24 protein-coding genes are annotated in these 22,643 nt (G+C 68.5%); 6 read left to right on the top strand and 18 right to left on the bottom strand.

What is annotated here, in order from left to right; all coding sequences use genetic code 11:
- Positions 1–36: 36 nt before the first annotated feature.
- The 17 genes from ABIA73_RS08430 to ABIA73_RS08350 all read right to left on the bottom strand — a co-directional run bounded on the left by ABIA73_RS08430 (position 37) and on the right by ABIA73_RS08350 (position 15,101).
- Positions 37–2,382 (bottom strand): MMPL family transporter, encoded by a 2,346-nt coding sequence (locus ABIA73_RS08430; protein ID WP_088101872.1) that lies wholly within the window; start codon positions 2,380–2,382, stop codon positions 37–39.
- The gene (locus tag ABIA73_RS08425) at positions 2,375–3,004 is read right to left on the bottom strand and encodes an outer membrane lipoprotein carrier protein LolA (protein ID WP_354275638.1); all 630 of its coding nucleotides are present in this window, start codon (positions 3,002–3,004) and stop codon (positions 2,375–2,377) included. Before ABIA73_RS08425 ends, ABIA73_RS08430 begins: the two co-directional genes overlap by 8 nt.
- Positions 3,001–3,432, bottom strand: coding sequence for an acyl-CoA thioesterase (locus ABIA73_RS08420; protein ID WP_025878003.1), 432 nt, complete (start codon positions 3,430–3,432; stop codon positions 3,001–3,003). Before ABIA73_RS08420 ends, ABIA73_RS08425 begins: the two co-directional genes overlap by 4 nt.
- Positions 3,419–4,969 carry an HAL/PAL/TAL family ammonia-lyase gene (locus tag ABIA73_RS08415; protein ID WP_279208194.1) on the bottom strand — a complete coding sequence of 517 codons (1,551 nt, stop codon included), beginning with the start codon at positions 4,967–4,969 and terminating at the stop codon, positions 3,419–3,421. The genes ABIA73_RS08420 and ABIA73_RS08415 overlap by 14 nt, the downstream gene beginning before the upstream one ends.
- Positions 4,959–5,900, bottom strand: a complete 942-nt coding sequence (locus ABIA73_RS08410) for a lysophospholipid acyltransferase family protein (protein ID WP_025878007.1) — start codon at positions 5,898–5,900, stop codon at positions 4,959–4,961. Before ABIA73_RS08410 ends, ABIA73_RS08415 begins: the two co-directional genes overlap by 11 nt.
- A 1-nt stretch (position 5,901) precedes the next feature.
- Complete coding sequence (locus ABIA73_RS08405) at positions 5,902–6,672, bottom strand: glycosyltransferase family 2 protein (protein ID WP_080149573.1); 771 nt, start codon at positions 6,670–6,672, stop codon at positions 5,902–5,904.
- Positions 6,662–8,350: an ApeI family dehydratase gene (locus ABIA73_RS08400; protein WP_279208193.1), complete on the bottom strand. Its 1,689-nt coding sequence runs from the start codon at positions 8,348–8,350 to the stop codon at positions 6,662–6,664. The genes ABIA73_RS08405 and ABIA73_RS08400 overlap by 11 nt, the downstream gene beginning before the upstream one ends.
- Complete coding sequence (locus ABIA73_RS08395; RefSeq protein WP_032976935.1) at positions 8,343–8,894, bottom strand: COG4648 family protein; 552 nt, start codon at positions 8,892–8,894, stop codon at positions 8,343–8,345. Before ABIA73_RS08395 ends, ABIA73_RS08400 begins: the two co-directional genes overlap by 8 nt.
- Before the next feature lie 22 nt (positions 8,895–8,916).
- Positions 8,917–9,174 (bottom strand): acyl carrier protein, encoded by a 258-nt coding sequence (locus ABIA73_RS08390; RefSeq protein ID WP_025878014.1) that lies wholly within the window; start codon positions 9,172–9,174, stop codon positions 8,917–8,919.
- A gap of 16 nt (positions 9,175–9,190) precedes the next feature.
- On the bottom strand, positions 9,191–9,448 hold the full coding sequence (locus ABIA73_RS08385; RefSeq protein ID WP_005411610.1) for a phosphopantetheine-binding protein: 258 nt from the start codon (positions 9,446–9,448) through the stop codon (positions 9,191–9,193).
- The gene (locus tag ABIA73_RS08380) at positions 9,435–10,232 is read right to left on the bottom strand and encodes a lysophospholipid acyltransferase family protein (protein WP_025878020.1); all 798 of its coding nucleotides are present in this window, start codon (positions 10,230–10,232) and stop codon (positions 9,435–9,437) included. The genes ABIA73_RS08385 and ABIA73_RS08380 overlap by 14 nt, the downstream gene beginning before the upstream one ends.
- Positions 10,225–10,971, bottom strand: coding sequence for a beta-ketoacyl synthase chain length factor (locus ABIA73_RS08375; protein ID WP_279208192.1), 747 nt, complete (start codon positions 10,969–10,971; stop codon positions 10,225–10,227). Before ABIA73_RS08375 ends, ABIA73_RS08380 begins: the two co-directional genes overlap by 8 nt.
- 229 nt (positions 10,972–11,200) lie before the next feature.
- Positions 11,201–12,214, bottom strand: coding sequence for a cytochrome d ubiquinol oxidase subunit II (gene cydB, locus ABIA73_RS08370; protein ID WP_025878022.1), 1,014 nt, complete (start codon positions 12,212–12,214; stop codon positions 11,201–11,203).
- Between the two features lies 1 nt (position 12,215).
- Positions 12,216–13,613: a cytochrome ubiquinol oxidase subunit I gene (locus ABIA73_RS08365; RefSeq protein WP_080149570.1), complete on the bottom strand. Its 1,398-nt coding sequence runs from the start codon at positions 13,611–13,613 to the stop codon at positions 12,216–12,218.
- A gap of 264 nt (positions 13,614–13,877) precedes the next feature.
- Entirely contained in the window at positions 13,878–14,093 is a 216-nt protein-coding gene (locus tag ABIA73_RS08360) for a hypothetical protein (protein WP_080149569.1), read from the bottom strand.
- The gene (locus tag ABIA73_RS08355) at positions 14,090–14,734 is read right to left on the bottom strand and encodes an RNA polymerase sigma factor (protein WP_099844141.1); all 645 of its coding nucleotides are present in this window, start codon (positions 14,732–14,734) and stop codon (positions 14,090–14,092) included. The genes ABIA73_RS08360 and ABIA73_RS08355 overlap by 4 nt, the downstream gene beginning before the upstream one ends.
- 37 nt (positions 14,735–14,771) lie before the next feature.
- Positions 14,772–15,101 (bottom strand): hypothetical protein, encoded by a 330-nt coding sequence (locus ABIA73_RS08350; protein ID WP_025878030.1) that lies wholly within the window; start codon positions 15,099–15,101, stop codon positions 14,772–14,774.
- Positions 15,102–15,267: 166 nt separating this feature from the next.
- Between ABIA73_RS08350 and ABIA73_RS08345 the strand changes: the two genes are divergently transcribed.
- The 6 genes from ABIA73_RS08345 to hemF are packed head-to-tail and all read left to right on the top strand — an operon-like array spanning position 15,268 to position 22,011.
- Positions 15,268–17,640 carry a S9 family peptidase gene (locus tag ABIA73_RS08345; protein ID WP_354275637.1) on the top strand — a complete coding sequence of 791 codons (2,373 nt, stop codon included), beginning with the start codon at positions 15,268–15,270 and terminating at the stop codon, positions 17,638–17,640.
- A complete protein-coding gene (locus ABIA73_RS08340; protein WP_025878033.1) occupies positions 17,637–18,056 on the top strand; it encodes an NUDIX hydrolase in 420 nt (139 codons plus the stop codon). Before ABIA73_RS08345 ends, ABIA73_RS08340 begins: the two co-directional genes overlap by 4 nt.
- A gap of 30 nt (positions 18,057–18,086) precedes the next feature.
- Positions 18,087–18,650 (top strand): hypothetical protein, encoded by a 564-nt coding sequence (locus ABIA73_RS08335; RefSeq protein ID WP_059065607.1) that lies wholly within the window; start codon positions 18,087–18,089, stop codon positions 18,648–18,650.
- Positions 18,651–18,687: 37 nt separating this feature from the next.
- Entirely contained in the window at positions 18,688–19,881 is a 1,194-nt protein-coding gene (locus ABIA73_RS08330) for a hypothetical protein (RefSeq protein WP_354275636.1), read from the top strand.
- 41 nt (positions 19,882–19,922) lie between these two features.
- Positions 19,923–21,104, top strand: a complete 1,182-nt coding sequence (locus tag ABIA73_RS08325; RefSeq protein WP_354275635.1) for a hypothetical protein — start codon at positions 19,923–19,925, stop codon at positions 21,102–21,104.
- 10 nt (positions 21,105–21,114) lie between these two features.
- Positions 21,115–22,011, top strand: a complete 897-nt coding sequence (gene hemF / locus ABIA73_RS08320; protein WP_059065612.1) for an oxygen-dependent coproporphyrinogen oxidase — start codon at positions 21,115–21,117, stop codon at positions 22,009–22,011.
- A 144-nt stretch (positions 22,012–22,155) separates the two neighbouring features.
- Here hemF and ABIA73_RS08315 read toward each other — a convergent pair whose 3' ends face one another.
- Complete coding sequence (locus tag ABIA73_RS08315) at positions 22,156–22,638, bottom strand: DUF421 domain-containing protein (protein ID WP_025878041.1); 483 nt, start codon at positions 22,636–22,638, stop codon at positions 22,156–22,158.
- Positions 22,639–22,643: the final 5 nt, after the last annotated feature.

Below are 22,643 nucleotides of genomic sequence, written 5' to 3'. Positions count from 1 at the left end.
TGGAAAAGCGGAGGAATCGGAATGAAGCGTGCCCGGTCAGGCCGGTGGAGCGTCATGCGGTGGCGGCCGGAACAGCGGCGAGATCAGCCACACCAGGCCGATGCCGAACAGCAGGGTGAGCCCGAACGCACGCAGCGCCGGCGTCTGCGAAAGACCCAGCAGGCCGAACGACAGCCAGGTGCTGGCCGCACCCACGCATACCGCCAGCCAGGCGCTGGCATCGCCGCGGTGCTCGATCAGGAAGATGCCGTAGTCGATGCCCATGCCCAGCAGCAGCATCAGTGCCAGCACGTTGAACAGCTGCAGCGGCTGGCCGAACAGGCCGAGCAATCCAAGGGTGAGCGCGCCGGCCACCAGGGTCGGTGCGAATACGCGCCAGGCCTGGCGCCGGTAGCGCAGCCACAGGGCGCCGAACACCAGCACGATGCCGACCAGCAGCAGGCCGCCCATCAGCTTGCGGTAGTGGCCCAGCAGCTGCGAGAAATCGGCCGTACGGTCGACCCAGCGCACGCCGTCCAGGCCTTCGGCAGCACCGCGCAGGGTGGCCAGTGCATCGGCGCGCGACAGGTCATCGACCATCACCACGCTGATCATCTGCCCGCCCACATTGCCGACCCACAGGTGGCGGAACGGCTGCGACGCCGGCGAGGCGAGGAAGGCCTCGGCGCTCAGCGGCGCCGCTGCGAATGCGGGGCGCTGCAGGGGCTCGCCCACCGCTTCGCCCACGGCGGCCAGCACGCCGGGTTCCACCCTGGCGGTCAACGCCGCATCGGCCTGCTGCCGTGCGGGCGATGGCAACCAGTCACTGATTGCGCGGTAACCGCCGATGCGCTTGTCGTGGGTCAGTTCACGCAGGCGCGTGGTCAGCGCTTCTTCGCGCTGCAGCAGTTGTGCGGCATCGCTGCCCTGCACCAGGTAGAACTGCGCCGGGCTGGGCATGCCCAGCAACTGGCTGAGACGGATCTGCTGGGCCATCAGCGCCGGCGGCGACGACTGCAGGCTGCGCAGGTCGTCGTTGCTCTGCAGGCGGGCGATGCCGATGGCCGACACCAGCGCGGCCACGCCGAGGAAGATCGCCACCGGGCGACGCCCGTGCAGGCGCGGGAAACGCTCCAGCGTGTTGCCCAGCCACTGCGCGAAGCGGGTGGTACGGATCTCGCCACCGTCCAGCCACGGGAACCAGAAGATCACCGTGAGGAAGGCAGCGGCCAGCCCCACCACCGAGAACAGCGCCATCTGCCGCAGGCCGGGGAACGGCGCCAGGCCCAGCGCCAGGTACGCCAGCGCACTGGTCAGCAGCGCCAGCCACAGGCCCGGCAGCAGATGCCGCAGCAGCTTCCAGCGACGGTCGGCCGGCTCGGCCTGGCGCGAAGCGAACCAGTGGATGCCGTAGTCCTCGGCCACGCCAACCAGCGAGGCACCGAACACCAGGGTCAGCACATGCACCTTGTCGAACACCAGCACGGTCACCGCCAGCGCCACGCCACAACCGATCAGCAACGAAGCGGCAACCAGCAGGATCGGCCGCAGCGAGCGGAACGCCAGCCACACCAGCAGCAGCACCGCCGCCAGCGAGCCCCAGCCGATGGTGTTGATCTCCTGGTTGGCCTGCACGGCAGCCGCTTCGGCATGCAACGGCACGCCGGCATGCAGGATCTCCAGATCCGGCGCAGCGGCCTTGGCCGCCTGTCCGGCGCGTTCGAGCAGGCCATCGAGATGACGCTCGCCATCGAGCCTGAAGGCCGAGCCCGGCGTATCGAACTGCAGCGCCGCCCAGTGCTTGCCTTCGGCCTCGAGCAGGCCGTCATCGCCCAGGCGCAGGCCGGAGCCCTGGGCCTGCTGCTGCCACCACTGCGGCCACAGCGACAGCGGATCCTGCCGCCACTCGGTCAACCGCGGCGCGCCCATCGGGCCGTACAGCGCGCCGAGTGCCTGTTCGGCCAACGCACCGGGTTCGGCCTGCTGCAACTGCTCGCGCTGGGCCGGGGTCAGCAGGCGATCACGGTACGGTGCGTAGAACGCACGCGCCTCATCGAACCAGCCTTCGATCGAACCACTGGGCACCAGCAGCGCGCTGTCGGCATCACTGGCCATCGCCGCGGCGAACGCGGCCTGCGCGCGCTTGGCAGCGGCACCGTCGGTACTGCCGAGCAGCACCACCACCTGCCGCGAGCTGCCATCGGCAATGCGCCGGGTGACGTCGCTGAGCAGGCGGTCGTGCGCGTCCTGCGGCAGCAGGGCGAGGATGTCGGTGTCGATCCGCGACTCCTGGCTCCACAGTCGCCACTGCTGCGCACCCAGCACCAGCAACAGCAGCAGCCAGGCGATGCCCAGCCAGTGCCACCAGCGGCGCAGGCGATCCGGTGCGGCGCTGTCACTCAAAGCGGCGCGCCTCGTCGGCGTTCAGCGCGGCCGGCGCTTCGCTCAGCGCGGTGAACTGGATGCGGGTGCGATCCTGGTTGGCTTCGATGATCTCGACCTGGCGCACGTAACGGTCGCCCTGCAACGTCAGCGACTGGAAGGCCTTGGCCAGCATCGCCGACTTCGGCGTCAGCTTCAGGCGCCAGCCCTGCCCTTCACGGGTGGCCTCGACGTTGAACTGGCTGGACAGTGCCTGCACGTCACCGCTCATCAACGCGAACATGATCGCGTTGACCGAGCGCATCGCCGGCTGCTGGCGCGCGTCCAGTTCGACGCGGGTGCTGCCATCGCGCTGGCGGCTGAGGATGCGGTCGGCAGTGACCACCACCTCCGACGGGAACGGCTTGAGCGTGGACCAGATCACGCCGTGCTTGCGCGCGACCACGAACTGGCCCTGCGAACGCAGCGGGTTCTTGAAACCGCTGACCTGCTTTTCCTGGGTGAACTGCCCGCGCAGCACGTCCGGTCGGGCGACGGCCTGGGTGATGGCATCGACGGCGGCATCGGCCGCCTGCACCAGCGGTGCGGCCACCAGCAGCAGCGCGCACAGCAGCACGCGCGTAAGAGGAAGGGATCGGTTCACGGGGCAGGCACTCCAAGACGCTGCCACAGCACCGGCGGGCACTGGTACAGCATTTCCTTGCTGGCCGCGTCGACCGCGACCTGGATGGTCATTGCGCGGGTCAGCACCTGGCCGCTTTCCGCATCGAGGATCTCGTATTCGATCTTCAGCCGGTTCTCCCACTCGACGATGCGCGAGCGCACGCGCAGCGCCTGGCCGAACAGCAACGGCCGCACGTACTTCACCCGCGCGTCGACCACCGGCCACAGGTAGCCCGATTCGAGCATCTGCGGATAGTCGTAGTCGTAGCGCTTCAGCAACGCGCAGCGCGCGATCTCGAAGTACTTGAAGTAGTTGCCATGCCAGACCACGTTCATCGGATCGCAGTCATGGAAAGCAGGGGCCAGCTCGACCTCACCGACCAGTTCGTTACCTTCATTCACCGACATACAGCTCCCAGCGTTGCGCGCGGATCTCCACCAGCAGTTCCCGCAGTTCGCGATCCAGCGCGCGGTCTTCTTCGACCAGGGCGATGCGCTGCCCCAGGTCGGCGTACATGTCGGCCAGACTGCCATGCAGCTGCGCGTTCATGCCAACCCGTTCGCGCAGCGCCAGGCCCTGGCGGGCAGCGATCAGCATGGCCGCCACCACCTGTTCAGTCAGTTCGATCACGCGCAGGCAGTCGCGCGCGGCGATGGTGCCCATGCTGACCTTGTCCTGGTTGTGGCATTCGGTTGACCGCGAGAACACCGAGGCCGGCATGGTCTGCTTCAGGGCCTCGGCCGTCCACGCCGAAACGCTGATCTGCAGCGCCTTCAGGCCATGGTTGATCGCCGCGCGCGGGCCGGTGGCCGCCGACAGGTTGGCCGGCAGGCCGTGGTTGTAGCGGGCGTCGACCACCAGCGCCAGCTGCCGGTCGAGCAGGTCGGCGATGTTGGCAACCGTATTCTTCAGCGTGTCCATCGCCAGCGCGATGTGCCCGCCGTAGAAGTGGCCACCGTGCAGGATGCGCTCGCCGTCGGCGTCGATCAGCGGGTTGTCGTTGGCGCTGTTCAGTTCGGTTTCGATCAGCTGGCGCAGGAACGGCAGGGTGTCTTCCAGCACGCCGATCACGTGCGGCGCGCAGCGCAGCGAGTAGCGGTCCTGCAGGCGCTGCTCGTTGCGCGGCGGGCGCTCGCTGTGCAGGTCGCTGCGCAGGCGTGCGGCAATGCGCGACTGCCCCGGGTGCGGCTTGGCGGCGAACAGGGTTTCATCGAAATGGTGCGCGTTGCCATCGCTGGACAGCACGTTGAACGCGGTCAGGCGCGTGGCCATGCGTGCCAGGTAATCGGCGCGCTGCCAGGCCAGGCAGGCCAGGCCAGTCATCACCGCCGTGCCGTTCATGATCGCCAGGCCTTCCTTCGGCCGCAGCTTCAGCGGGGTCATGCCGATCTTCGCCAGCACGTCGGCAGCCGGCTGCACGCGGCCGTCGTGCAGCACCTCGCGTTCGCCGCACAGCACGGCCGCCACGTACGACAGCGGGGTCAGGTCGCCACTGGCGCCCACCGAGCCTTCAGCCGGAATCAACGGCAGCACATCGTGCTGCAGCAGCGTGGCCAGGCCTTCCAGCAACGGCACGCTGACGCCGGACATGCCGCGCACCAGCGAGGCCAGGCGCGCGGCCAGCACGGCGCGGGTCTCGGCCGGGTCCAGGTAACGGCCCAGGCCGCAGCCATGGTAGGTGTACAGGTGGTGCGGCAGCTCGGCGACCAGTGCCGGCGGAATGTTCACCGTGCACGAATCGCCGTAGCCGGTGGTCACGCCATAGATGACGCCATCCTCGCGCAGCAGGCGGTCGAGGAAGTCGGCACCACGCTGGATATGTGCGCGGAACGCCGGCACATCGCTCAGCGCGGCCTCGCACTTGCGCTGGGCCAGGGCGATCACGTCTTCGATGGTCAGCGGTGCATCGCCGAAACGGCACACGGGTACGGCGTCAATCGTCATGAGGAGCCTGATCCCAGAAGGGGAAGAAATTGAACCAGTCCAGCGGGGACTGGATGACCTGGAGTTCCAGCCAGCGCGCGAAGCGCTGCGCTTGTTCGGCCAGTGCGGCATCGCGTGAACCGCGCGGCAGCACCACGCGGTCGGCGAACTGTTCGAATGCCACCCGATAGCCGTCGCCCTGGTGCAGGCACGACATCGTGTAGACCGGGCAGCCGAGCGCGGCCGCCAGCACATAGGCGCCGATCGGGAACGGCGCGCGGTGGCCGAGGAAATCAGCCATCACGCTGCGCCCGCCCTGCACCGGCACGCGGTCGCCAACGATGGCGACGAAGCCCCCCGAGGCGACCTTGTCGGCCAGCATCATCGCCGTGGCCGGGCCCATCTCGGTAACCTGCACCAGCTCCACCGCGGCCAGCGGGTCCAGCCGCTGCAAGAGCCGGTTGAAGCGCTGCGCGTGCGCGGTATGCACCAGCACGGTGATGCGGAAGCCCGGCACCTGCTCGGCCAGCACCTGGCACAGTTCCAGGCAGCCGATGTGTGCGGTCAGGATCAGGCCGCCTTCGCGGCGCGCGATCCTGCCCAGCACCAGGTCACGCTGCAGGCGGATGCGCTCGGGCGGATAGCGGCCGCCGAGGCCGAGAATCTTGTCCAGCATCGTGTCGGCGAAGCTGAAGAAGTGGCGCAGGCTGTCGCGCCGGGTGGGCGCATGGCCCAGCGCACCGGCATGGGCCTGCAGCCGCTGCAGGTACTGCATCGAGGCCTGGCGACCAACGCGGTTGCCCAGCCAGTGGCAGGCCACGACCGGCCACACGCAGAGGTGGAACGGCCAGCGCCCGAACCAGCGGTGCACCCAGCACAGGAACAGCACGCCGGCCACCGACGTGGACTCGCCGATGTCGGCCCAGTGCGGGGCGTCGTGCGCGTGGCTCATCTCAGCCCTGCCCCTGCAGGCGGCGCCACAGCAGGCGCGGCGCGCGCCAGAGCATGCCGAAGAACAGCCGGGTATGCATGCGGCTGATGCGCACGTTGTCGCGCCACACATCGAAATGCGAAACGCCGTCGGCGGGATAGGTCACCCGCGTAGCCAGGTGGTCGACCGGTACCTGCCGCCAGTACAGGCGCACCATCACTTCGGTGTCGAAATCCATGCGCCGGCCGATGGTTTCCTCGCCGACCAGGCGCAGCACCGGCGGCAGCGGATACACCCGGAATCCACACATGGTGTCGCGCAGGTGCAGCGACAGCGTGTTGATCCACACCCAGATGTGGGTGGCGTAGCGACCATACAGGCGCGCCTTCGGCACACTGGCATCGTAGGCGGGAATGCCGCAGATCACGGCGTCCGGCCGCGCGCGGGCGGCGTCGATGAAGCGCGGCAGGTCGCCGGTGTCGTGCTGGCCGTCGGCATCGATCTGCAGCACATGGGTATACCCACGACGCTGCGCTTCGGCGAAACCGGCCAGCATCGCACCACCCTTGCCCTGGTTCACGTCCAGCCGCAGCAGGTCGACACCCGCTCGCTGTGCCAGTTCCCGCAGCACCAGCGCGCAGGACGGCTGCGAGCCATCGTCGACCAGCAGGCAGGGCAGGCCCGCAGCCTGCACGCCATCGACGACCGCGCCGATGGCGTGTTCGTGGTCGTACACGGGAATGACCACCAGCGGCGCGAACGCGCCGCCAGCGGTGGCCGGCTCAATGCGCATCGGCGAACACCACCCTGCCGCTGGCGTGCACGCCATGCACCGAGGTGTAGCGGAACGTCAGCACGCCGCGCCCGGTGTCCCAGTCCAGGTGCAGGGTCAGCTCGTCGCCGGGGCGGGCCACGCGCTGGAACTTCACTGCATCCATGCGCTGGAAACCAACCGGCAACACGAAGGCCTGGCGGCCGAAGCGCACCGCCCAGTCCAGCTGGGCGACGCCGGGCAGGATCGCCGCCTGCGGGAAGTGGCCCTGGAACGCGCGCAGCGCGGGGTCCAGCGTCATCCGCAGGGTGGCCGCCGCCTCGTCGCGACAGTCCCAGACCGGCACCGGCATCATCGGCTGGAACAACGCCACCAGTGCGGCCTGGGTGACCTTGCCCTGGGCATTGATCGGCAGCGATTCGACCAGGCGCCAGCGCCGCGGCCGGGTGACCGCATCGTGGCCCTGCGCCAACCGCGCACCGAGCCGCTGTCCCAGCGCACGCCGTGCGCTGTCACCGGCACGTGCCAACGCCGGATCGGCCGGCACCACCACGGCCGCCAACTGCTCGCGCTGGCCCTGCAGCACCAGCACGCGCACGTCCTCGACTTCTGGATCCTCGCGCAGCGCGCGCTCCAGTGCATCCAGCGAAACGCGGCGTTCTTCGATCTTGACGATGCGGTCGGCACGGCCCAGCAGGCGGAAGCGGCCATCGGCCAGTGCTTCCACGCGATCCTGGGTGCGCCACCAGTCCAACGTCTCCAGGTGCGGCGAGGCCACCGCCAGGCAGTCCTCCTCGATCCGCCACTGCACGCCCGGCAACGGCTGCCACGGCGGTGCATCGGTGTCCCAGCGGCGCCAGGCGATGCCACCGGTTTCACTGCTGCCGTAAACCTCGGTGGGCGCCACGCCCAACCACTGGCGGACCTGGCGCGCGGCGTCCTCGGGCAGCGGGCCGCCGGAGGAGAACACCGCACGCAGGCGGCCGTGCAGGCTGGCCCAGTCGAGCTGCTCGGGCAGGCGCTTGAGATGGGCCGGGGTCGCCACCAGCACCGTGTCGGTACCGGCCAGCGCGCCCACCAGGTCTTCGTGGAAGAAGCGCCGGGGCTGGATCGCACGGCCAGCAGCCAGCGGCCACAGCACGCGGAACAGCAGGCCGTAGATATGCTGGTGGGACACGGTGCCATGCACCTGGGTACCGTCGAGCTGGGCGCCGAAGGCAGCCTGCAGCGCATCGACTTCGCGCGCCAGCTGGTCCAGCCGCTTGCTGATCGCGCTGGGCTGGCCGGTGCTGCCGGAGGTGAACACGCACAGTTCGCAGGCACGCTCGTCCAACGGCAGCAGCGCCACGTCGTCGGCGGCGCTGTCGGTGGCCTGCAACGGCTGGTAATCCGCCGACAGGTCACCTGCGAAGCCACTCACCTGCGGCTGCAGCGCCTGCAATGTCGCGGGCAGGTTGTCGGCGGCCAGGAACACCCGCTTGCCGGCATGCCAGGCACCGAACAACGCTGCAGCGAAGGCCACGGTGTCATCGAAGTAGAGCGCCCAGTCACGACCTTCGGCAGCGCTGAAAGCGTCATGCCAGGCCAGTACGCGCAGGCGGAAGGCGACATGGTCGAGGGCAGTGCCATCGCAGATACCGATGTCACGACCGGGCTGCGCCGCGATCAGCAGCCGGTCCAGGGCAATCCAGTCAGCCATGCGCGTGCGCTGCCTTGACCCGACGCCGTACCAGCCATTCGCCCCCGAACAACAATCCCATCATCACGTACGCCAACATTCCGTTGTAGAGCATCCAGACCCGGTCCGACGCATACAGCGCGGTGAGCAGGGCGAGACCACCATTGAGAACGAAAAAGCCGCACCACACCTGGGTGACGCGGCGGGTATAGACCACCGCGAACGGTGGCAGGTCCGGCTCCTGCAGGCGCGCCAGGCGTTCCACCAGCGGCGGACCGAAGCGCAGGCTGGTGGCGAACACCGTCAACATCACCACGTTCACCAGCGCCGGGTACAGCTTCAGCGGCAGTGCCTGGTTGAGCACGGTGGCCAGCCCGGCCAGCAGGCCCGCGCCGGCGGCGGCGGCCCACCACAAGGGCTGGCGGGTGCTCAGCGCGCGCAGCAGGGCCAGCGCGAACAGCAGCAGCGACAGCCAGCGTGGCTCGAAGCGGCCCATCGCCAGGTAGACCAGCACCGGATAGGCAAGCGAAATCGCTGCCACCACGACCATGCGTGCCCGTGCCATGGTCGCGGCGTCCGTGCTGCTGTCAGGCAGCGGCCTGACCGGGCAGCAGGCCATGCACGACATCGACGATGTCCTGGACGGTGCGCACGGCCTTGAACGCTTCAGGCTGCAGGTTGCGGCCGAGCAGCGGCTTGAGCTGCACGATCAGGTCCACGGCATCGATGCTGTCGATGTCCAGGTCGTCGTACAGGCGCGATTCCGGGCTGATCCGCGCCGGCTCGATCTCGAAGCTGTCGGTCAGGATGCGGACGATGCGCTCGAACAGTTCATTCTTGGTCATGGCAGTTCCTGGCGCCTTACGACTGGCGGGCGGCGACGAACTCGCCGAGCGCGCGCACGCTGGAGAAATGGCGACGGGTTTCTTCCGAGTCGGCCGAGAGGCTGACACCGTACTTCTTCTGCAGCGCCAGGCCCAGTTCCAGTGCATCGATCGAGTCCAGGCCGAGGCCTTCCACGAACAGAGGCGCGGTCGGATCGATGTCCTCCGGGGTGATGTCCTCCAGTGAAAGCGAGGAAATGATCAATTCCTTGATCTCGTGCTCAAGTGCTTGCACGGGTCGGATCTCCAGACAGGTCGAAATAACGAGTGAGGTGGTCGGTGACGCGACGGGCCGCCAGGGCATCCCCCCTTGGCGAGTCATCTTCGGCCAGGAACGGCGCGATCGGGATATCTTCGCCGATCTGCAGCTGAACGTGAAAACGACGTGAGGGTACACGATACCACTTCTGGCCCTTGGTCAACGTCGGCGGGGTGCAGGTGATGCGCACCGGGGTGATGTCCAGGCGCCCGCGCACGGCGATGTTGGCCGCGCCACGCTGCAGCCGCAACGGCTGCCCCGGCACGCTGCGGGTGCCTTCCGGGAAGATCACCAGGGTGCCGCCGGCGTGCACGGCCGCCGCGCAGTCATCGACCAGCCCAGCGCCGTCGTCATTGGAGATGTAACCGGCGGCACGCACCGGGCCGCGCATGAACGGGTTGCAGGCCACCGCCCGCTTCACAACGCAGTCGGCGTTGGGCAGCAGGGCGATCAGGCAGACCACGTCGATCAGGGTCGGGTGGTTGGCCAGCACCAGCAGGCCGTCGCGCTGCAGGCGTTCGCGCCCGTCGACCTGCAGGGTCATCACGCCCAGCCGGCACATCAGCCACACATGGCTGGCGAAGGCACGCTGGACCAGCCGGCGGGCCCGGCGGCGACGCGCCACCGGGTCGCGCATCAGCAGCAGCACCGGCATCACCAGCACACCCAGCAACAGACCGCCGACACCAAACGCGGCGAAGCTGAGGCCGGTGCCGAACACCCGCCAGGCATGATCAAGGCGGCGCAGCGCCTCAGCCACGGCGGCGCCAGGACCAGCGTTGGCCCTGGGTCACGTGCTGCAGCTGCGGATCCCCGGCCAGCAGGAAGCGGTGCAGGTCCAGCGCATGCGGCAACACGCCCGGCGCGGTCGGCTCGGCGTCGCCGGCGACCTGCCAGGACAGCGAAAGATCGCTGCCGCCGGCAGTACCGGCGGGTGCCAGGCGCCAGCACCAGGCGAAGAACGGGTCGGGTTCGTCGGCGAATTCGGCGTAAACGTCGGGCAACGGCGACTCATAGACCACGATCCGCACTTCACTGGCACCATCACCAAGCAGGCCGACGGCCTCCAGGCACGCCGCTTCCACCGTCGACTGGCCAGCGGACAACGCCAGGTAGTTGCCCCGGTGGCCGCGGGCGATCGAATACAGCGCGGCGATCGCGTTGTGCACCGACAGGCCGAAGCCGGTGGGTGACAGCGGCTGATCGTCCACCAGCGAGCCCAGCAGGTCCATCGAACGGGCGACATCGCCATGGCGGCTGGCGAACACCAGCGGCACCTGGCTGTCAGCGCCCTGCCCGTCCTCGCACCAGCACGCGGCCTGGATCGCCATGCGGCCCAGGCGCTCGATCCGGCGGCGCTGCATGGCCGGAATCTCGGCCAGCGCCGGCGTGTCCTCGCCCTGCGGCAGGAACGGTGCTCCGGCCCAGCCCATCCATTGGCTACGCTCGGTCAGGCCAGGCGCCCAGGCGGCCCAGTCGACAACGGAAAATTCGATCATTACCGGTGATGTTTCGATGGGCGAACGAGAGTCTCGAGCCATTACGGCGACACGCGGCTGCCCCCCATTCCTGCAGCCATGCATCCGTCCAGGACGTCGCCGGCTGCCCCCCTGGCTGCCGGAAAGGAGCGCACGCTAGCACGTCCGACACAGGGATGACATGTTTCACAAAGCACAACGGGGAGCGGTCAGCGACCGCCCCCCGCATGGACCGATCCAGCGAGCCGGTTCAGTGGTAGCCGGCGTCGGCGCGTACCTTGCCGCGGAACACCCGGTAGGACCATGCCGTGTAGCCCAGGATCACCGGCAGCAGCACCACCAGCCCCACCAGGGTGAAGCCCAGCGACGAGGCCGGCGCGGCGGCCTGCCACAGCGTCATCGACGGCGGCAGCAGGTACGGCCACATGCCCAGCACCAGGCCAGCGAAGCCCAGCACGAACAAGGCCAGGCTGAGCAGGAACGGCGGCAGGTCGCGACGCGGATGGGTGGCGCTGCGCCACAGCGCGATGGCCACCGCCAAGGTCAGCAGCGGCACCGGCGACAACCACCAGAAGTTGCCGTCGCTGAACCAGCGGTCCATCAGCCGCGACTGCAGGAACGGCAGCCAGCTGCTGACCAGGCCCATTGCCGCGATCACCGCGACCACCAGCGGGCGGGTCATCTGCCGGGCCAGCGCCTGCACGCGGCCTTCGGTCTTCAGGATCAGCCAGGTGCTGCCCAGCAGCGCGTAGCCGGCTACCAGCGCGGCACCGGTCAGCATCGCGAACGGGCTGAACCAGCCGAACGCGCCGCCTTGGTACACGCCATCGACCAGCGGCAGGCCCTGCACCAGCGTGCCGAGGATCACGCCTTGGGCGAACGTGGCCAGCAGCGAACCGAGGCCGAACGCCACGCTCCACAGCCGCCGTGAACGGTGCGCCTTGAAGCGGAACTCGAAGGCCACGCCACGGAACACCAGCGCCACCACCAGCAGCAGCACCGGCAGGTACAGCGCCGACAGCAGTACGGCGTACGCCTTCGGGAAGGCGGCCATCAGGCCGGCGCCGCCGAGCACCAGCCAGGTCTCGTTGCCGTCCCAGATCGGCGCGGCGGTGTTCATCATCAGGTCCAGCTGTTCCTCGTCCTCGGCGAACGGGGCGAGGATGCCGATGCCGAGCACGAAGCCGTCCAGCACCACGTACATCAGCACGCCGAAGCCGATCACCGCGAACCATGCCACCGGCAGCCAGGTCATCAGGTCCATGTCAGCGCTCCTCCAGCGGTTCGTCGGCGGCCGACAGCGGCCGCGCCGGGGTGTGGCTGCCATGGTCCAGCGAGGGACCTTCGTCGTACGGCTGCGGGCCGTGGCGCAGGATCTTCACCAGGTACCAGATGCCCCAGCCGAACACGAAGGCATAGCCGATCACATAGACACCCAGCGACAGCGCGGTCATCCATGCACTCTGCGGGCCAACGGCATCGGCGGTGCGCAGCACGCCATAGACCACCCACGGCTGCCGCCCCATTTCGGTGACGAACCAGCCCGACAGCAGCGCGATGAAGCCGCTGGGCAGCATCCAGTTCCAGCCACGCAGCAGCCACGGCGAGGCCAGCAGCTTCTTCCGCCACAGCTGGAAGGCCGAGACCCAGGCCAGCACCAGCATCAGCGTGCCCAGCCCGACCATGATGCGGAAGGCGAAGAACACCGGCGTCACCGGCGGCCGCTCGCTGGCCGGCACCGACGTCAGCGGATCGAACGTACCGTCCAGGGTGTGGGTGAGGATCACGCTGCCGAGCTTGGGAATGGCCACCTCGAAATCGTTGCGCTCCTCCTTCTCGTTGGGCAGCGCGAACACCACCAGCGGCACGCCCTCGCCCTCCTTGGTCTCATGCCAGTGCGCTTCCATCGCCGCGATCTTCATCGGCTGGTGCTTGAGCGTGTTCAGGCCATGCATGTCGCCGACGAAGATCTGCACCGGCACGGTCAGCGCCGCGAACGCCACCGCCGCGATCAGCATCCGCCGCCCCGCTTCCACGTGCGTTCCCCTGCGCAGATACCACGCGCCCACACCACCGATCACGAAACAGGTGGTGATGAACGAACCCAGCGCCATGTGCGCCAGCCGGTACGGGAAGGACGGATTGAACACCACCTGCCACCAGTCGACGGGGTGCACGATGCCGTTGACCATCTCGTAGCCGGCCGGCGTATGCAGCCAGCTGTTGGACGAGAGGATCCAGAAGGTAGAAAACAGCGTGCCCAGCGCCACCATGCAGGTGGACAGGAAATGCAGGCGCGGCGACACCCGGCCCCAGCCGAACATCATCACGCCGAGGAAGCTGGCTTCCAGGAAGAACGCGGTCAGCACTTCGTAGGTCAGCAGCGGGCCGATCACCGTACCGGCCACTTCGCTCAGCCGCGGCCAGTTGGTGCCGAACTGGAAGGCCATGACGATGCCGCTGACCACGCCCATGCCGAAGGACACCGCGAAGATCTTCTGCCAGAAGAAATACAGCTCGCGCCATACGGGCAATTTCGTGCGCAGCCAGCGCCACTCGATGAAGGCCAGCCAGCTGGCCGTACCGATGGTGAAGGCCGGGAACAGTACGTGGAAACTGATGACGAATCCGAACTGGATCCGCGACAACAACAACGCGTCCAAGGGACGCCTCCTGCCAGGTGCCGGTGGGATACCAGACCACTTTAGGGGGATATCGTTAAGCCGGGATGCGACCGGGTGACGCGCTGCTTCACTTTGTCGCAGGGTGCGTGGAAGCCGCCGGGCATAGCCCGGCGCTACACGTCATTTCATCATTGGTGGCTCCGAGCCATGCCCGGCGGGGTGCTGATTCACGCGGTAGCGCCGGGCCATGCCCGGCGGGGCGCTGATTCACGCGGTAGCGCCGGGCCATGCCCGGCGGGGCGTTCACCGCCAGAAATACCAGACGCCCATCGCCAGCAACGCGCCCAGCAACACGATCTGCACCACCGCATAGCCCACGCTGCTGTCGCGCGACTCGGACGCAATCCGCTTCTGCAGCGCTTCGCTCACATCCGGCACGTCGTCCTGCCTTACCTGTTCATGCAAGGCCTGCGAGAGCGCACGCTCGTCGGGTTCGCGGGAATCGGTTGGTCGGCTCACAACAGTTCTCCGGCGGTGGCGTGCTTCACCAGCTCCTGTTTCAGGACCTGGCGCGCACGGTGCAGGTGGCTCTTGATGGTACCCCGGGCCAGCCCGGTCACCTGCTCGATCTCGGCCAGATCGAAGTCTTCCAGGTAGTGCAGCCCGACGATCAGGCGCTGCGGCGCACTCAACCGCTCCAGCGCCGCGCCCAGTTGGCGGCCGGCCTGCAGCGCCTCGCTGAGTTCGGCCGGGCCCGGCCCTTCATCGCCGATACCCAGCTCTTCAGGTACCTCCACCGCCACCATCCACTGCGCTTCCAGTCGCCGCCGCCGCAGGTGCTGCAGCGCGGTGGTGTAGGCCACGCGCGAAATCCAGGTCCGCAACGAAGATTCAAAACGGAACCGGTGCAGCTGGCGGAACACGGCCAGGAAGGTTTCCTGCAGCAGATCGGCCACCTGGTCGCGGTCGCCGACCATGCGCCCGATCACATGCGCGCAGGTGCGCTGATGTGTTTCCACCAACTGCGCGAAGGCCGCTTGCGAGCCGTCGATGATCGCGCCCACCAGAGCGCGGTCGTCCGACCACGCAGAGGGCTCCTCCACGGGGACATTGCGCCGCCGCCCGCGCAGTGCAGCCAGTGCTCCCCCCAGAAGGCTCATGCGGGGGGCGCCCCTTGTGCCCGCAGCATGCGCCGGCTCAGCCCTTGCGCGTGGCGGGGCGGGTGAAGTGCCAAGCCAGCAGCTGGCCCAGCCCTGCGCTGCCGACCAGCGCGGCAGCTGCGCCGAACGTCAGGTCGCGTGCACCGATGGCCTCCAGCAGCGCCATGGCCAACGCCAGGCAGACCAGGCTGATGCCCCAGCGCAGCGCGCCCTGGCGGCGGCGTTCCTCTTCCAGCACCGCCAGCGAGCGGATCACCTCTTCCGGTACGTGCGGTGCCACCAGCTTGCTGCGCGCACGCGCATCGGCGATGGCATGGATCGCATAGGCGATGCAGATGAAGAGGGTGATCGGGATGAGTTCCTGCATGTCGTGCTCCTGTCCGGTAGATGATGCGGGTTCAGGAGATTGGATGCGCGACCCTGCCGACCGGTTGCACCGCTTTGCCGATTCCGCTGCCATGACCTGTGGCCCCTGCCCGGGGCCGGGACGGCTGCTACGCTTGCCCGGTTTCCTCTTCTGGTGCCGTCCGCCCATGTCCCGAGTGCTGCCCCTGTCCCTCCTGCTGTCTGCCGTGCTGGCCGCTCCGGCCGCGCAGGCTGCGCCGACACCGATCACCATCGAACAGGCCATGGCCGACCCGGACTGGATCGGTCCGCCGGTGGAGAAGGCCTGGTGGTCGTGGAACAGCCAGCAGGTGGAATACCAGCTCAAGCGCAACGGCAGCCCGGTGCGCGACACCTTCCGCCAGCCGATCGCCGGTGGCGTGGCCGCGCAGGTGGCCGATGACCAGCGCGGCAGCCTGGACGTGGCCGATCCGGTGTACGACCGCAGCCGCACGCGCAGCGCGTTCGTGCGCAACGGCGACGTGTTCGTGCGCGACCTGCGCAGCGGCGCACTGACCCAGCTGACCCGCAGCAACGAGCGCGCCAGCGGCGTGAACTTCGCCGCCGACAATGGCGTGATCTGGCGCGTCGGCCAGAACTGGTTCCACTGGACCGCCGCCAGCGGCGTGCAGCAGGTGGCCAGCCTGAAAGCCGAAAAGGATCCCAGCACGCCGCCGAAGGCCGACGTGCTGCGCGACCAGCAGCTGCGCACGCTGGAAACCCTGCGCCGCGACCGCGAACAGCGCGAGGCGCTGAAGGACCAGGACCAGCGCTGGCGCCAGGCCGACCCGACCCGCGCACCGGGTCCGGTATTCCTGGGTGCCGACGTGGAGATCGTCGACAGCGTGCTGTCGCCGGACCTGGGCCACCTGATCGTGACCACCAAGCCGAAGGACTTCGATGACGGCCGCGGCGGCAAGATGCCGCTGTACGTGACCGAGTCGGGCTATGAGGAAACCGAGGACACCCGTCAGCGCGTCGGCCGCAACGGCTTCGAGCCGCACACCCTGTGGTTCGTGGATGTACGCAGCAGCAAGGCCGAGAAGCTGTCGCTGTCCAGCCTGCCGGGCATCGGCACCGATCCGCTGGCCGAGCTGCGCCGCAAGGCCGGCAAGGACGCACTGAAGGGCGACCGCAGCGTGCAGGTGATGAGCGACTTCATGGGCGGTGGCATCCGCTGGAGCGCTGACGGCCAGCAGGCCGCGGTGATGCTGCGCGCCAACGACAACAAGGACCGCTGGATCGTCAGCGTTGCTGCCGCCGACGGCCGCGTGCAGAACCGCCACCGGCTGACCGACAACGCCTGGATCAACTGGGGCTTCAACGATTTCGGCTGGATGGCCGATGGCCGCACGCTGTGGCTGCTGTCCGAGGAATCCGGCTTCTCGCACCTGTACACCCAGGCCGGTGGCGGCAAGCCGCAGGCGCTGACCAGCGGCAAGTGGGAAACCTCGGCGCCGGTGCTGTCGGCCGACGGCAAGGGCTTCTACTTCCTGTGCAACCAGCAGGCCCCGCATGACTACGAAGTCTGCGCGGTCGATACCGCTGCCCGCCAGGTGCGCGAGCTGACCAGCCTCAATGGCGTGGAAGATTTCTCGCTGTCGCCGGACGGCCAGCAGCTGCTGGTGCGCTATTCCGGCGCCTACCTGCCGGCGCAGCTGGCGGTGGTGCCGAGTACCGGCACTGGCCAGGCGCGCGTGCTGACCGATACCCGTACCGCCGGGTACAAGGCGCGCCAGTGGATCCAGCCGAAGCTGGTGGCGGTGCCGTCCAAGCATGGCGCCGGCGTGGTCTGGGCCAAGTACTACGAGCCGGAAAACAAGGAACCCGGCAAGAAGTACCCGATCGTGATGTTCGTGCACGGTGCCGGCTACCTGCAGAACGTGCACCAGCGCTACCCGGCCTACTTCCGCGAGCAGATGTTCCACAACCTGCTGGTGCAGAAGGGTTACATCGTGCTGGACATGGACTACCGCGGCAGCGAAGGCTATGGCCGCGACTGGCGCACGGCGATCTACCGCAACATGGGCCACCCGGAGCTGGAAGACTACAAGGACGGCCTGGACTGGCTGGTCGACACCCAGCAGGGTGACCGTGACCACGCCGGCATCTACGGCGGCTCCTACGGCGGCTTCATGACCTTCATGGCCCTGTTCCGCTCGCCGGGCACGTTCAAGGCCGGCGCCGCGCTGCGCCCGGTGGTCGACTGGCACCAGTACAACCACGGCTACACCAGCAACATCCTCAACACCCCGGACATCGATCCGGAGGCGTACCGCGTGTCCTCGCCGATCGAGTACGCACAGAACCTGCAGGACAACCTGCTGATCGCCCACGGCATGATGGACGACAACGTGTTCTTCCAGGATTCGGTGAACCTGACCCAGCGCCTGATCGAGCTGCACAAGGACAACTGGTCGATCGCGCCGTACCCGCTGGAGCGCCATGGCTACGTGCGTGCCGATTCCTGGCTGGACCAGTACAAGCGCATCCTCAAGCTGTTCGAGCAGAACCTGAAGTGAGTGCTGCCGCGGCCACGATCCACATCGTGGCCGCGGTCATCCTCGATGACCGTGGCCGGGCACTGGTGGTGCGCAAGCACGGTGCCAGCCGCTTCATCCAGCCAGGCGGCAAGCCCGACCCGGGCGAGGCACCCCTGCAGGCACTGGCACGCGAACTGGACGAGGAACTGGGTGTACAGCTGCACACCGCTTCGGCCATCGCACTCGGGAGTTTCGAGGACTGGGCGGTGAACGAGCCCGGCCATCGCGTGCAGGCGCAGGCCTGGCGGGTGTGGATCGAAGGTGAGCCGTGCGCGCGTGCGGAGATCGCCGAACTGGCCTGGGTGCCGCTGCAGCCGCCGCACGGCCGGCCCTTGGCACCCTTGAGTGAACACCATATCCTGCCGGCGGTCGCTGCCCTGGCGACGGCCCGCTGACCCGGCGGGCATCGCTCACCCGGACAACGGATGTCAGCTTCGATTCCCTCGATTCCAGCACCTGCCCCACCGCCGCCCAGCAACTGGGTCGGCGCAGTGGCGCAGGGCTCGTTCTGGCTGAGCCTGCTGGTCACCCTCTATTTCCTCGCGCAGGCGCTGATGGCCGCGGTACTGGCCCGTACCGGGTTCTGGACCACGCTGGTGACACTGGCATGGGAACAGCAGCTCGACGGCAGCCTGTGGTGGATGCTGAAACACCCGGCGGCCACCTCGCTGCTGGTTGCCCTGCTCTGCCTGTTCTCGACCCTGGCCAGCTGGGGCCTGTGGCGCGAGCGACGCTGGGGCCTGTGGGCCTATGTGTGGATGCTGGGCCTGAGCGCGCTGGCCAACTTCGTGATCGCCTGGTGGATGGACCGCCTGCTGCTGGTGTTGATCGCGCTGCTCGCCAGCGACCCCACGGCACAGCATGAGCTGCAGGTGCAGCGTGTGCTGTTCACGCTGACACTGGTCGGTACCTCGGTGCTGTTTGCGGGGCTGCAGGGCTGGCTGGGTTGGCGCCTGCTGCGACCGGACATCCGCTGCCGCTTCCGCTGACTCCCCTCCCGCGTTCCGCCTTCGACAAGGATGTCGCATGCCTGCCCTGCTCCGAATGTTTCTGGTCGTCACTGCGCTGCTGCTGGCCACCCCGCCGGCGCCGGCCGCAGCCTCCGCTTCCACGCCCGCGCCGCTGCGATGTGGCCGGTACGTCAATGCGCAGAATGATGCCGCGCTGGTGATCGACTCACACAACCGGGGCCGTCGCCTGGCGACGGGCTTTGATCTCGAATCGCTGCAGATCGAACGCGATGGCAACGGCCTGGTGCTGGTCAACCTGGATGACGGCGTGGCAACAGCGCTCACTGCCAGTGCTGATGGCAGACGCATCAACGACACGCTGCAGGACTATCAGCTGCGTGCACCGGCGGTCTGCCAGCCGGTGGCCGTGAACGCCGCCGGCAGCTGCCTGGCCGATGCGAACCGCTGCATGGCTCGCCTGCACGCGGCGACGCCGCCGCAGCTGCTGACCGCCTGCCAACAGGGCGTGGGCGCGGCCTGCAGCGGCCTGTTGCTGGGCTACGTGGACGATGCGCTCCTCGCCGCCGCGTCTGCCAAGGGCGTAGCGCTGGCTACCGCCGCACCGGCGCCCTGCACCACCGATGCGGAGCGCGAGGAGGTGCTGACCTGCCGTGATGCCCGTCGTGACGCGTTGGCCGCCGCGGTGGCACAGGCCAGTGGCCAGGCGTTCGCCCGTGGCATCGATCCAGCGTGGGTGGAACTGCCGGCGGCGCAGCGCGACCAGTTGCAGCAGCTGTGCCTGCAGCAGCGCGCTGGCCGCTTCTGCACCGAAGTGGCCGAGCAGCAGTTGAATGCGCGCGATCCGCGGGCGGCCGTGCAGGCGTTGCAGGTGGTCTGCGACAGCGGTCGCGACAGCGCATGCGAACGGGTCGAGCCCCTGCAGGCACTCGGTGCCGCGCTGCGCCTGGTCGATGCGACCGAGCCACCCTGTGGCCTGTACCGGGCCGACGGCGGCACGATCGATGCGGTTGTGTTCGGCGACGATGGCCACGCGACGATCGGTAGCCAGCGCTCGCAGGTGCGACTGCTGGACGGTGCCATCCATCTGCGCAATGACCACGGCAGCGATCATGTGCTGCGCCTGCTGGCCAATGGCGACCTGCTGGGCATGGATGCCTGGACCGGCTACCAGCGTTACCAGCGGCAGCCGGGTGCTGTGCGCTGCAAGGCTGCGCCCACCCGTGATACCGCGCCGTCTGCCCGCCGATGATGACCATCGTTCCACGTACCGTTTCTGCAAGGAGTTCCTGCATGCCCCCCTCCACTGCCCACCGCGGCCACCTGTCACGCGGGTGGATCGCCGCGCTGCTGTTGTCGCTCGGCCCGGCAGCATCCGCGCAACCACTGCTGTGCGGCACCTTCAAGGACGCTGACAGCGGCGCCCGGCTGACGGTGGAAAGCCCAGTGCAGGGCTCCCGCCTCATCCCCGGCGCGGCCCCGGAGCCCTACAACCTGGAGCAGCTGGAGGACGTGCTGATGCTGGCCAACCTGGCCACCGGCGACATCGAGGCCCTGCAGATCATCGACGAGGGCCACTCGCTGGCCGGCGAAGAGCGTTACTACACGCTGGAAAGCACGGCGGTCTGCAAGGCGTCGCCGGTGTTCGCAGCGGGCAGCTGCCGCGCCGATATCGCCAGCTGCATGGATGACATGGCAGTGGCCGGACCCGAGCGCTGGCGGCAGTGGTGCCGTGAAGGCGTGCCGGCCGGCTGCAATCGCTTGATCGAGGATTATCGCAGCGACGCCCGCAATGCCCTGGTGCTCGACATCGCCCTGGCCAGCAATCGCGAGGAGCCTGCTGAACCTGCGGCATGCCAGCGTGGCAGCACGGACGTCGACGCAGAAGCATGCAGACAGGCCGAAGCGGTGGGCCGGGTCCGTGATGCGGCCTGGGCGTTCTCGGTGGCGCGAAGCATCCCGCGCGACGTGCCGCTACCGGCAGCGCAGCTGGACGAGGTCAGCATGCTGTGCCGCGAGCATCCCAGTGCCAGTTCCTGCCATGCCGCGGCTGTGGCGCTGTGGGCATCGGCGCGCCTGCTGCCGGCCCGCGATGCCCTGCAGCTGGCCTGCAGCAGCGGTCGGGACCCGCAGGCCTGCAGCAGCGTCGCGCCCTTGGCCGCACTGAGCAGCGCAGACCTGGTCATCGTGGACCTGGCCACGCTGCCCTGCGGCCGCTATGCGGCGCAGGGCCACTCCCTGGTGTTCGGCGACGACGCCCAGGTCCAGGTCGATGCGTCCGGCAGGCAGCCGGCGGTGATGCGCGCGGGCGCCATCCGGGTGCGGAACGAGGAAGGTGAGGACCACGTGTTCTGGCAGCTGGCCAATGGCGATCTTGTCGGCAACGACCGTTGGGCCCGCTTCGCCCGCTACCAGCGTGACGGTTCGTCGCCGACCTGCGGGGCGCGTGCCAGCGCAGGCACGGCGCTGCGGTAAAGTACGCGCCATGAACGAATTCGAGCGCGTGCGCGCCTACCTCACCGACCTGCAGGACCGCATCTGCGCAGCGATCGAATCCGCCGATGGCCGGGCACGCTTCCAGGAAGATCTGTGGCAGCGCGCCGAAGGTGGCGGTGGCCGCACCCGCGTGCTGCGCGATGGCGCGGTGTTCGAGCAGGCCGGTATCGGCTTTTCCGATGTGGCGGGCAGCCGCCTGCCGCCGTCGGCCTCGGCCAACCGGCCGGAACTGGCCGGTGCCTCGTGGCGCGCCACCGGTGTGTCGCTGGTGTTCCACCCACTCAACCCCTACGTGCCGACCACCCACGCCAACGTGCGCTTCTTCCAGGCCCAGCGCGACGGCGAGGTGGTGGCCAGCTGGTTCGGCGGTGGCTTCGACCTGACCCCGTTCTACCCGTTCGACGAGGACATGCAGCACTGGCATCGGGTGGCGCGCGATCTGTGTGCACCGTTCGGCGACGAACGCTACGCCGCGCACAAGCGCTGGTGCGATGAGTATTTCTTCCTGCGCCACCGCAATGAGACGCGCGGTGTGGGTGGTCTGTTCTTCGATGATCTGCACGGCGATTTCGAACGCGATTTCGCCTACCTGCGCGCGGTCGGCGATGGCTTCCTCGATGCCTACCTGCCGATCGTGCAGCAGCGCAAGGACACGCCCTACGGCGAACGCGAGCGCGAGTTCCAGCTGTACCGCCGCGGCCGCTACGTCGAGTTCAACCTGGTCTACGACCGTGGCACGCTGTTCGGCCTGCAGAGTGGCGGGCGCAGCGAGAGCATCCTGATGAGCCTGCCGCCGCGGGTGCGTTGGGAGTACGGCTTCAGCCCCGACGAAGGCAGCGCCGAGGCGCGCCTGGCCGATTACCTGGTGCCGCGCGACTGGGTGTGATGTGTGGCCTCTGGTAGGCGTCGAGCCTGCTCGACGGCTGTGGGCGCCGCGCAGAAAGCGGTCGAGCAAGCTCGACCACTACCGGGACCGGGACCGGGCCGAGGCGACAGGCGGTCGGGCCAGCTCGATATCGACCGCACCCGCTCAATCGTCCTTGCGCTTGGGAATGATGGTGATGTGGCCGTTGGTTTCCAGCAGTGCCAGTTCCACTTCTTCCACGCCGATGCAGCTCTGCTGGCGCATGGCGACATCGAAATCGGCGCGGCTGACCAGCTCGCGCCGCAGCACACTGTCGAAGAGCTTGCCGTTGCGCGCGATCACCACCGGTTCGCCCTCGATCAGCCGTTCCATGCGGCGGCTGCGGGCGGTGATCCAGCCGACGCCATAGTTCAGCAGGATCAGCGTGGCGGCCAGCAGCAGGCCGCCGGCCAGCGAGGTATCGGTGCCCAGCAATGCGTTCTGCACCGCATTGCCCAGCAGCACGATCAGCAGCACGTCGAACGGGGTGACCTGTCCCAGCGCGCGCTTGCCGCTGAGCCGGACCATGCCCAGCACGACTGCGTAGACCACCACCGCGCGCAGGATGAATTCCCACCACGGCATCGCCAAGTCGAACAGATCGGGCATTGCGG

The sequence above is a fragment of the Stenotrophomonas sp. 2694 genome, assembly GCF_040548715.1.
GTDB lineage: Bacteria > Pseudomonadota > Gammaproteobacteria > Xanthomonadales > Xanthomonadaceae > Stenotrophomonas > Stenotrophomonas indicatrix.
This window is presented reverse-complemented; position numbering and strand designations above follow the sequence as displayed.